Genomic DNA, 10,709 nt, shown 5'->3' with positions numbered 1-10,709 from the left:
CCTAACCCCCCCCCGCGGGCCCGCCCGCAGTGCGCGCACCGGGCCGGCCCCCGGGGGGGGGCCGGGGGGGGGGGGGGGGGGGGGGGGGGGGGGGGGCCCCCCCGCCCACCGCCGGCGCAGGAGGTGGCCGCCCTACGTCGAGGGCAGCTCCTTCAGCTGGATGTCACGGAAGGACACCTGGTCGTCGGCCCCGTGGTTCTGGAGACCGATGTATCCGTTCCTGAGGCTGCGGACCGGGTCCTTGTTGGTGAAGTCGTTGATCTTCACTCCGTTGAGGAAGACCTGGAGCCGCTCCCCCTGGACCTTGATCTCGTAGCTGTTCCACTGTCCGGGCGGCCGCAGGACGCGGTCCCGGGCCTTGAGGTCGGCGGACTTGAAGGTGTAGACGGCGCCGGTCGTGCGGTCCGCCGCGTCCGTGGCGTCGATCTGGACCTCGTAGCCGTTGTCCACCGCGGACCACGGGTCGTCCGACTCGGGGAAGCCGACGAACACGCCGGAGTTGTCGTCGCCCGACAGCTTCCAGTCGAGCTTGAGGGAGTAGGACTTGAGTTCCTTGGCCTGGTAGGTCAGGAGTCCCATCCCGCCCTCGGAGCGCAGCTCGCCGTCGGTGACGGTGAACTTGCCGGGGCCGGCCTGCTTCCAGCCTTCGAGGGTCTTTCCGTTGAAGATGGACCTGTATCCGGTGTCCGGCTTGCAGTCGGCGCCGACCTGTCCGGCCGCGTAGCGCAGTCCGCCCAGGAGGTGCCGGCGGAAGGCGGGTTCGGCGTACGACTCCTTGGTGTGTCCGAGCCCCGTGTAGAAGGAACGCCCGCCCTGGTACGCCTGGCACCAGGCGATGGGGTGGTCGCCCTTCATCGTGCCGCCGGTGTAGGTGGTCTCGTCGAGCGTGGCGAGGACCTGGGCCTTGTCCCGGGGGTTGGTGCGGTAGTTGTACCACTCGTCGGTGCGGTCCCAGGTCTCGTCCAGGTGGGCGGTGGCCGGGTGGTCGTGGTTCTCCACGCGTACGGTCGCGGGCTGGATCTGCGGGTGGGAGTCGAAGTAGGCGCCGACCAGGCCGCCGTAGAACTCCCAGTCGTACTCGGTGTCGGCGGCCGCGTGGACGCCCATGTAGCCGCCGCCGGTGGCCACGAAGTTCTCGAAGGCCTTCTGCTGCTCGGCGTCGAGGACGTCACCGGTCGTCGAGAGGAACACGACGGCGTCGTATCGCGCCAGGTTGCTGGTGGTGAACTGGGCGGCCTCCTCCGTGGAGTCGACGGTGATGCCGGTGTCCTTGCCGAGTTCCTTCAGCGCGGCGATGCCCTCGGGGATCGAGTCGTGGCGGAAGCCGCCGGTCTTGGAGAACACGAGGACCCGCTTGGCCGTCCGGTCGACCGGGCTGTCGGAGAGTTCGAAGTCGTCCACGTCGTACAGCGCTCCCGTTCCGCCCTTGAAGACGAGGAAGAGTTCCGTGGCCTTCTTCGGCGCGCCGCGCAGCGGCACGTCCACGTCCTGGAAGGAGTCCCAGCTGCCCGTCACCGGGATCGGCGCGGAGCCCAGGATCTTGCCGGTGGGTGAGCCGGCCCGCACTTCGAGGAAGCCTCCCGCTCCCGCGGAGGACGTGCGTGCGGTGAGCTTCGTGGAGCCGTCGAGGATGTACGGGGTGAAGGAGATCCAGTCACCGTTGTCGATGTCCCCGACGGTCCTGCCGCCGTGGGCGCTCGTCTTGTTCGGTGTGGAGATGCCCGAGGAGTCGTCGAAGTGCTCCGCCTGGCGGTGCCGGGGCTGGAGCTTGGCGGCGTCACGGCCGGTCAGCGCGGCCTGACCGCCGCCCCCGCCGTCGGTGTAGGACGCGGAGATGCCGCCGTAGATGTTGGCGTTGGGGTCGTGGCCGCCCTCCATGGCCGTCTTGATCGTGCCTTCGCAGCCGTGCTCGGTGGTGATGTCGTGGCCGTGGCTGTCGTGTCCGAGGGTGAACTTCACCTCGACGTCGGAGCAGTCGATGGCGCCGTCCTCCGGATCGGTGACGGTCACCTTGAAGGGCACCTCGTCACCGAACTCGAACGGACGTCCGTCAGCCGGGGCTTCCATCACGACGGTGGGCGCGGTGTTGCCGACGGTGACGTGCACGCTCGCCGATCCGGTGCGCCCCGTCGGGTCCTCGGCGGTCACGGTCGCGGTGTAGGTGCCGTTCTTCTTGTACGTGTACGAGGGGTTGGCCGCGGTGGACGTACCGCCGTCGCCGAAGTCCCAGGCGTACGTCAGGGTGTCGCCGTCGCCGTCGGTGGTTCCCGCGGAGGAGAACTTCACCTTCAGCGGTGCGACGCCGGACGTCCTGTCGGAGGACGCCTCGACGACGGGTGAGCGGCCGCCGGTGGCGTTCTCGATGCGGTAGAGGGCGGAGTGTTCGTCGCCGCCGAACCAGGAGAGCCCGTAGTCCAGGACGTAGAGTGCCCCGTCGGGGCCGAAGGCCATGTCCATCACCTGGGTCCCGGTCCACGGGATGTCGTCGATGGACTGCACGGCGCCGTCGCCGTCCTGCTCGATGCGCTTGATCCACTGCCGGCCGAACTCACCGGCGAAGAAGTCGCCGTCGTACGCCTCGGGGAACTTCACCGGCGAGTCCAGGCCGGCGTCGTAGTGGTAGACCGGTCCGCCCATGGGCGACTCCGAGCCGGTGCCGAACTCGGGGACGGACGCGCCGTCGTACGGGATCCACGCGGCCTGGGCGGGCGGCAGGTCGACGAGGCCGGTGTTGTGGCGGGACTCGTTCTTCGGCGCGGCGCAGTCGAAGGGCGCCCCGGAGGTGCCGGTGGCGAAGTCGTAGTCGTTGAAGGCGTCGTTGTCGCCCGTGCAGTACGGCCAGCCGAAGTTGCCCGGCTTCGTCACCCGGGCGAACTCGACCTGCCCGGCGGGCCCGCGGTTCGGGTCTGCCGCGCCCGCGTCCGGACCGTAGTCACCGACGTAGAGGATTCCGGTGGCCTTGTCGACACTGAAGCGGAAGGGGTTGCGGAATCCCATCGCGTAGATCTCCGGGCGGGTCCGGTCCGTGCCCGGCGCGAAGAGGTTGCCGTCGGGCACGGTGTACGAGCCGTCGTCGGCGACCTTGATGCGGAGGATCTTGCCGCGGAGGTCGTTGGTGTTGCCGGCGGTACGGCGGGCGTCGAATCCGGGGTTGCGGTCGGCCCGGTCGTCCAGCGGGGAGAAGCCGTCGGACGCGAAGGGGTTGGAGTCGTCACCCGTCGAGAGGTAGAGGTTGCCCTGGGCGTCGAAGTCGATGTCACCGCCCACGTGGCAGCACATGCCGCGGGTGGTCGGGATGTCGAGGACCTTCTTCTCGCTCGACATGTCGAGGGTGCCGTCCTCCGCCAGGACGAAGCGGGAGAGCCGGTTCACACCGTCGAACTTGGCGAAGTCCGCGGCGGTGCCGTTCTCCGGGGCGTCACCGGCCGGGGTGTCCAACGGCGGTGCGTAGTAGAGGTAGATCGCCCGGTTCTCGTCGAAGTCCGGGTCGATGCCTACACCTTGGAGTCCTTCCTCGTCGTGTGAGTAGACGGGGATGGTCCCGGAGACGCGGGTGTTTCCCGCGCTGTCCGTGATGCGCAGCTCGCCGCTGCGGGCGGTGTGCAGCACGCTGCGGTCGGGGAGCACCGCCAGGGACATGGGTTCGCCGGTCTCGGCGGCCCCCTTGGCGAGCGTGACCTGCTGGAAGTCCTCGGCGGCGTCCTGCGCCGCCGAAACGCGCGGGGTGCCGGCGGTGGCGGCGGGCGAAGAGCCCAGGGTGAGGGTGGCGGCGGCGAGCAGTCCGCCGGTCAGGAGGGCCAGTGTCTTCCGGGCGCGGAGCCGTCTGCTGTTTCTGTGCACGTGCGTCCTCCGGGGGTGCCGGTTGTTCGGGCGGGTGCGTTCTGCCGTTCCGCGCGGGGACTGCCGCGCTCGCCACCGGGGCGGTCGGGCCACCGGTGACGCGAGTCATGTCGTGTACACGGAAGGGACCGTAGCCGGGTTCGTCCGGCTCGGAAAGCCCTTGCGCAGGGATCGGATCGAACTTTTCCCTGCGGCAGGACAAAGCCGGTTCAGGGCATGCCGAATCGCCCCCGGGCGGCGGCGAGGGCCGGGTCCCGGTCACCGCCGCGTGGCCCGGGTGCCGCTCAGCGGTGGGCGAGGGCCGATCCCCCGCTGCCGTGCCGTGGCCGGGATTCCGCCGGGTGGCCCTGAGGACCGCCGCCCCGGGGTTCCGTCGGGTGGCCCCGAGTACCGCCGCCCCGGGGTTCCGTCGGGTGGCCCCGAGTACCGCCGCCCCGGGGTTCCGTCGCCGCCTTCCTCGGCTTCCTACGGGTCGCTCGCGCCCTCCGGCCCCCGAGGCGGGTTCCGGAGCGCCGGGGAGATCGAGGCAGCCCACGGCAGGACCGTGATCGGGGCACCCGCCGGCCGGGCGAGCAGCCCGGCGTGCCCGTCAGGAGGCCGGCAGGGGCTGGGAGGCCGCCGGGGCCTGACGGGCGGGTGCCGTGGCGGGGCGGGCCGGCTCCCGTCGGCGCGAGGTCAGTCGCCGCCGCCGAACGCCGCGTCGAAGGACGCGCTCGGAGGGTCGAAGTCGAACCGCTTGAGCGAGGCCAGTGCCTCCGGCGCACCGGCCAGCCGGTCCATACCCGCGTCCTCCCACTCGACGGAGACCGGCCCCTCGTAGCCGATGGACCGCAGCATCCGGAAGACGTCCTCCCAGGGCACGTCGCCGTGGCCCGCCGACACGAAGTCCCAGCCGCGCCGGGGATCGCCCCAGGGCAGGTGCGAGCCGAGGCGCCCGTTGCGGCCGTCGAGACGCTTGCGCGCCTCCTTGCAGTCCACGTGGTAGATCCGGTCCCGGAAGTCGTAGAGGAAGCCCACCGGATCGAGGTCCTGCCACACGAAGTGGCTCGGGTCGAAGTTCAGCCCGAAGGCGGGGCGGTGGTCCACGGCCTCGAGGGCGCGGTGCGTCGTCCAGTAGTCGTACGCGATCTCGCTGGGGTGCACCTCGTGGGCGAACCGCACGCCCTCGGCGTCGAAGACGTCCAGGATCGGGTTCCACCGCTCGGCGAAGTCCTCGTACCCGCGCTCGATCATGTGCGGCGGGACCGGTGGGAACATGGCGACCAGGTGCCAGATGGACGAGCCGGTGAATCCTATGACCGTGTCCACGCCGAAGGCGGCCGCCGCCCGGGCGGTGTCCGCGATCTCCTCGGCGGCCCGCCTCCTCACGCCTTCGGGCTCCCCGTCCCCCCAGATGCGGCCGGGCAGGATTCCCTGGTGGCGCTCGTCGATCGGGCTGTCGCAGACGGCCTGGCCGACCAGATGGTTGGAGACGGCCCAGCACTTGAGCCCGTACTTGTCGAGCAGCCGGTGGCGGCCCTCCAGGTAGCCGGGATCCGCCAGAGCCTTGTCGACCTCGAAGTGGTCTCCCCAGCAGGCGAGTTCGAGGCCGTCGTAGCCGAAGTCCCGGGCGAGCCGGCAGACCTCCTCCAGTGGCAGGTCGGCCCACTGGCCGGTGAAGAGGGTGAAGGGGCGGGGCATGCGCTGACCTCCTAGAAGGCGACCGGGGTGTGGACGGAGTTCTTGGCGGCGCTCTCCTCGACCGCGGCGAGCACCCGCTGCACCTGGAGCCCGTCGGCGAACGACGGTACGGGGGCGAGTCCCTCGGTGATGGTGCGCACCACGTCACGCGCCTGGTGGACGAAGGTGTGCTCGTATCCCAGGCCGTGCCCGGGCGGCCACCACGCCTCCAGGTAGGGGTGCTGGGGTTCGGTGACGAGGATCCTCCGGAAGCCGGCGCTCGTGGAGGGCTCGGTGTGGTCGTGGAAGGAGAGCTCGTTGAGCCGCTCCAGGTCGAATGCGATCGATCCGAGTTCCCCGTTGATCTCCAGCCGCAGCGCGTTCTTGCGGCCGGCCGCCATCCGGGTCGCCTCGAAGGAGGCGAGAGCTCCCGACGCCAGCCGGCCTGTGAACAGCGCGGCGTCGTCGACGGTGACCGCCCCCCGTGCGGTCCCGTCGGCGGCGCCGGAGAGGCCCGTGCCCGGACCGGCGAGGACCGGCCTCTCCCGTACGAAGGTCTCGCTGATCGCCGACACCCCGACCAGGGGTTCCCCGGCCAGGTACTGGGCGAGGTCGACGATGTGCGCCCCCAGGTCCCCCAGGGCGCCGGAGCCGGCCCGCTCCTTGTCCAGCCGCCAGGTCAGGGGCGACTGCGGGTCGACGAGCCAGTCCTGGAGGTAGGTCGCCCGGACGTGGCGCAGGGTGCCCAGCCGGCCCTCCTCGATCATCGCGCGGGCGTAGGTGAGGGCGGGCACCTTGCGGTAGTTGAAGCCCACCACGGCCACCTGGCCGCGGGCCGCGGCGCGTTCCGCGGCCTCGGCCATGGCTTCCGCCTCGGCCACGGTGTTGGCCAGCGGCTTCTCGCACAGGACGTGCTTGCCGGCCTCCAGTGCCGCGATGGCGATCTCCGCATGGCTGTCGCCGGGTGTGCAGATGTCCACCAGCTGCACGTCGTCCCGGGCGATCAGCGCACGCCAGTCGGTCTCCGCCGCCGCCCAGCCGTGCCGGGCGGCGGCGGCCTCGACCGCCGTACGGTCACGTCCGCAGATCGCGGCGAGAGCGGGTCTGACCGGCAGGTCGAAGACGTGTCCCGCGGTGCGCCACCCCTGGGAGTGGGCTGCGCCCATGAACGCGTAACCGACCATGCCGACACCGAGCGTCGCCGTCGGCGGCGGTGCCCCGGTCCCCTGCTCCGACTCTTCCCTACGGGCCATGCGGACTTCCTCCTCATCGGTGGTTCGGTGGCGGCGGCGGTGCGGGATCAGCTGAAGCCCGTGGGCAGGTACTGGTCGATGTTCTCCTTGGTGACGACGGCCGAGTACAGGGTCAGCGAGGTCGGGATCTCCATCTCGGCGAGGCCCGAGACGCCCTTGTCCTGGCCGAGGGCGCGAGCCAGGTCGATGGCGGACGCGGCCATCGTGGGCGGGTAGAGCACGGTGGCCTTGAGCACTCCGTCGTCCGCCTTGATGGCGTCCATCGCGGACTTGGCGCCGGCGCCGCCGACCATGATGAACTCGTCCCGGCCGGCCTGCTGGATGGCGCGCAGCGCGCCCACACCCTGGTCGTCGTCGTGGTTCCAGAGGGCGTCGAACTGCTTCTGGGCCTGGAGGAGCTGAGCCATCTTCGCCTGGCCGGACTCCACGGTGAAGTCGGCGGCCTGACGGGCCACCAGCTTGATGTTGGAGTAGTTCTTGAGGGCGTCGGCGAAGCCCTGACTGCGCTGCTTGGTGAGTTCCAGGTTGTCGATCCCGGCGAGCTCGACGACCTTGGCGTCCGCCTTGTCCTTGAGCTGCTCGCCGATCCAGTGGCCGGCGTTGAGGCCCATGCCGTAGTTGTCCCCGCCGACCCAGCAGCGGTAGGCCTGCGGCGAGGCGAAGATCCGGTCCAGGTTGACGACCGGGATGCCTGCCTTCATGGCTTCCAGGCCGACCTGGGTGAGCGCCTTGCCGTCCGCGGGGAGGATGACGAGGACGTCGACCTTCTTGTTGATGAGCGTCTTGACCTGGCCGATCTGGGCGGCGGTGTCGTTGGACCCCTCGGTGATCTCCAGGGTCACCTCGGAGTACTTCTCGGCCCTGGACTTGGCGTTGACGTTGATGGCGTTGAGCCAGCCGTGGTCGGCCTGGGGTCCGGCGAAGCCGATGGTGACCGGGGTACCCGGCTTGTCGTCCGCGGCCGGCTGATTGCTCGACGCGACCGCCTTCTCCTTGGGTTCGTTGCTGGTACAGGCGGTGAGGAAGGCTCCCGCGGAGACGGCCGCGGTGCCGAAGAGCAGTCCCCTGCGGCTGGTTTCTGGCATGGCTGTGAACCCCTTCATCCGGTGCGTGTGTACGGAACAGCGGGTGGGTGACCGTGTGTGGTGTCCGGCCGGCTCAGGTCTCCCCGCCGCGCAGCGTGCGGCGCTGGACGAGCACGGCGGCGACGATGATGGCGCCCTTGGCGATCTGCTGGACGTCGCTCTGGAGGTTGTTGAGGGCGAAGATGTTCGTGATCGTGGTGAAGACCAGCACCCCGAGCACCGAGCCGACGATGGTGCCCCGCCCGCCGCTCAACAGGGTTCCGCCGATGATCGCGGCGGCGATGGCGTCGAGCTCGTAGAGGTTGCCGTTGGTGTTCTGGCCCGAGCCGGAGAGGATGACGAGCATGAAGGCGGCGATGCCGCAGCAGAGCCCGGAGAGCAGGTAGAGGTAGAGCCGCTGACGGCGTACGTCGATTCCGGCGAGCCTGGCAGCCTCGGCGTTGCCGCCGACCGCGACGGTACGGCGTCCGAAGGTCGTCCTGTTCAGGATGAGCCAGCCGGCGACGGTCACCGCGGCGAAGACCAGGACCAGCGGCGGGATGCCGAGGACGTAGCTGTCGGGCAGTCCGAGGTCCAGTACGGACTGGACGGTGACGATCTGCGTCTTGCCGTCGGTGATCTGCAGCGCCAGCCCCCGGGCCGAGGCGAGCATGGCCAGGGTCGCGATGAACGGCACCATCTGGCCGTACGCGATCAGCACCCCGTTGACGAGGCCCGCGGCGAGACCGACGACGACGGCGGTGAACAGGATGCCGGCGAAGCCGTACTCCTGGGTGGCGAGGGTGGTCGCCCAGACGGAGGCGAGGGCGACCATCGCACCGACGGACAGGTCGATGCCGCCGCTGATGATGACGAAGGTGACACCGACGGTGACGACCCCGATCACCGAGGACTGGGTCAGGATCAGCTGCAGGTTCCCGGTGTCGAGGAACGCGTCCGGTTCGGTGAACCCGCCGACGGCCACCAGGACGGCGAGCACTCCCAGCAGCGACAGGTTGCGTACGTCGGCGCGCACGCCCAGGGCGCGCAGGCCGCCGCCGCGTCCCGTGGGCGGGGTGGCCGCGGGGCCGGGCACGGTCCCCTTCTCCGGCCCGTGGTGCTGCGCCGACGGTGCGGGCTGTGTCATGACGTCGGGCTCCCTTCCATGACGAGGTCGAGGACACGGTGCTCATCGAGCTCCCTGGCGTCGGCCGTGTGGACGACACGGCCTTCCCGGAGCACCAGCACCCGGTCGGCGAGGCCCAGCACTTCGGGCACTTCGCTGGAGACGAGCAGTACGGCGAGGCCTTCGTCGGCCAGCCTGCGGATCACGGCGTAGAGCTCGGCACGGGCGCCCACGTCGACACCGCGTGTGGGCTCGTCGAGCAGCAGGACCCGGCACCCGCGCAGCAGCCAGCGCGCGAGGACCGCCTTCTGCTGGTTGCCGCCGGAGAGGGTACGGACCGCCGCGTCCGGGTTGTCGGGACGCAGGGAGAGCTCACGGGTGGCGGTCCTGGCCGCGGTGCGCTCCGCGCCCCGGTCGAGCCAGCCCGCGCGGGCGAAACGGGACAGTGAGGACACGGAGACGTTGCGGGTGACGGATTCCGTCAACAGCAGCGCCTGTGCCTTGCGTTCCTCCGGGGCCAGGCCGATGCCCGCCGCGACCGCGGCCCGCACACTGCCGGGGCGCAGCGGCATCCCGTCGACGAGGACCCTTCCGGCGCTCGGCCTGCGGGCTCCGTACACGGTCTCCAGGACCTCGGAGCGCCCTGACCCGACCAGCCCGGCGAGTCCGACGATCTCGCCGGGCCGGAGTTCGAGGTCGACCGCTTCGAACTCGCCCTCGCGGCTGAGTCCTTCGATCCTCAGCACCGGCTCGGCGGTGGCCCGCGAAGCGGGGTCGGGGCGTTCGGGGAAGACGTACTCGACGTTGCGGCCGGTCATCATGGCAACGATGTCTCGCGTGGGGGTGGACTTGGCGGGCAGCCCGACCGCGACGGCTCGTCCGTCCTTGAGGACGGTCACCCGGTCGCCGATGCGGCGGATCTCCTCGAGCCGGTGGGAGATGTAGACCACGGCCACCCCGTCGGCGGTGAGTCCGTCGACGATACGGAAGAGGTTGTCGACCTCGTCGGGGTCGAGCGCCGCCGATGGCTCGTCCATCACGATGAGGCGCACGTCGTGGGAGAGGGCCCGGGCCATGGAGACGATCTGCTGGTGTGCCGCGGACAGGTCGCCCACGAGTCGGGCCGGATCGATCTCGGGGTGTCCCAGGCGCTTCAGGAGCGCGGCGGCCGAGGCGCGGGCCTCGCGGGTCCGCACGACGAAGCCGGCGGTGGTGGGTTCGTGCCCGAGGAAGACGTTCTCCGCGACCGACAGGCCCTCCACCAGGTCGAGTTCCTGGTAGATGGTGGCGATACCCAGACGCATCGCGGTGATGGGCGAGGAGAGCTGGACGGGCTCTCCGCCCCAGGTGATGGCACCGCCGTCGGGCTGGTGAGCCCCGGCGAGCACCTTGATGAGGGTGGACTTTCCGGCGCCGTTCTGGCCGAGGAGGCAGTGGACCTCACCCGCCTGCACCTCCAGGTCCACGCCGTCGAGGGCGCGTACGCCGGGGAAGGACTTGGTGATGCCGGACATCGTGAGCAGGGGTGGTTCTGGTGCCATGACGAATCCCCTCGGCGTACGAGGCCTCCCCTCGCCCCGGGCGGGCCGGGAGATCGAGAGGATGCCGGTGAGCGGGCAGGGCGGCAGTGCCGGCGGTACGCCGTACTGCTGACCGAACTGCTGGTGGAGTTCTGCTGTGCTCGTGCGGTGCGGAGGTGCTTGCGCTGGGCGGTGCGGCGGTGCTCGCGGTGCGGGGTGGTGGCTCGGCGGTGCTTGCGCTGGGCGG

6 protein-coding genes are annotated in these 10,709 nt (G+C 70.7%); all 6 read right to left on the bottom strand.

Going from position 1 to position 10,709, the window contains the following annotated elements; translation table 11 throughout:
* Positions 1-132 precede the first annotated feature (132 nt).
* On the bottom strand, positions 133-3,840 hold the full coding sequence (locus ACFXOA_RS25190) for a ThuA domain-containing protein (protein ID WP_385032823.1): 3,708 nt from the start codon (positions 3,838-3,840) through the stop codon (positions 133-135).
* A gap of 675 nt (positions 3,841-4,515) precedes the next feature.
* Positions 4,516-5,520, bottom strand: a complete 1,005-nt coding sequence (locus ACFXOA_RS25185; protein WP_385032820.1) for a sugar phosphate isomerase/epimerase family protein — start codon at positions 5,518-5,520, stop codon at positions 4,516-4,518.
* Between the two features lie 11 nt (positions 5,521-5,531).
* The gene (locus tag ACFXOA_RS25180; protein WP_385032817.1) at positions 5,532-6,752 is read right to left on the bottom strand and encodes a Gfo/Idh/MocA family protein; all 1,221 of its coding nucleotides are present in this window, start codon (positions 6,750-6,752) and stop codon (positions 5,532-5,534) included.
* Between the two features lie 47 nt (positions 6,753-6,799).
* Complete coding sequence (locus tag ACFXOA_RS25175) at positions 6,800-7,837, bottom strand: substrate-binding domain-containing protein (RefSeq protein ID WP_385032814.1); 1,038 nt, start codon at positions 7,835-7,837, stop codon at positions 6,800-6,802.
* A gap of 73 nt (positions 7,838-7,910) precedes the next feature.
* On the bottom strand, positions 7,911-8,963 hold the full coding sequence (locus ACFXOA_RS25170) for an ABC transporter permease (protein ID WP_385032811.1): 1,053 nt from the start codon (positions 8,961-8,963) through the stop codon (positions 7,911-7,913).
* Entirely contained in the window at positions 8,960-10,483 is a 1,524-nt protein-coding gene (locus ACFXOA_RS25165; RefSeq protein ID WP_385032808.1) for a sugar ABC transporter ATP-binding protein, read from the bottom strand. Before ACFXOA_RS25165 ends, ACFXOA_RS25170 begins: the two co-directional genes overlap by 4 nt.
* Positions 10,484-10,709: the final 226 nt, after the last annotated feature.

This window comes from Streptomyces sp. NPDC059166 (assembly GCF_042755185.1).
Lineage (GTDB): Bacteria > Actinomycetota > Actinomycetes > Streptomycetales > Streptomycetaceae > Streptomyces.
Note: the sequence above shows the minus strand (reverse complement) of the source record. Positions and strands in the feature narration are given on the sequence as shown.

What these genes read in the sequence shown, in the direction of transcription:
- ACFXOA_RS25185 (WP_385032820.1), bottom strand. Translation starts at nt 5,520, where the DNA reads ATGCCCCGCCCCTTCACCCTCTTCACCGGCCAGTGGGCCGACCTGCCA.
- ACFXOA_RS25180 (WP_385032817.1), bottom strand. Translation starts at nt 6,752, where the DNA reads ATGGCCCGTAGGGAAGAGTCGGAGCAGGGGACCGGGGCACCGCCGCCG.
- ACFXOA_RS25175 (WP_385032814.1), bottom strand. Translation starts at nt 7,837, where the DNA reads ATGCCAGAAACCAGCCGCAGGGGACTGCTCTTCGGCACCGCGGCCGTC.
- ACFXOA_RS25170 (WP_385032811.1), bottom strand. Translation starts at nt 8,963, where the DNA reads ATGACACAGCCCGCACCGTCGGCGCAGCACCACGGGCCGGAGAAGGGG.
- ACFXOA_RS25165 (WP_385032808.1), bottom strand. Translation starts at nt 10,483, where the DNA reads ATGGCACCAGAACCACCCCTGCTCACGATGTCCGGCATCACCAAGTCC.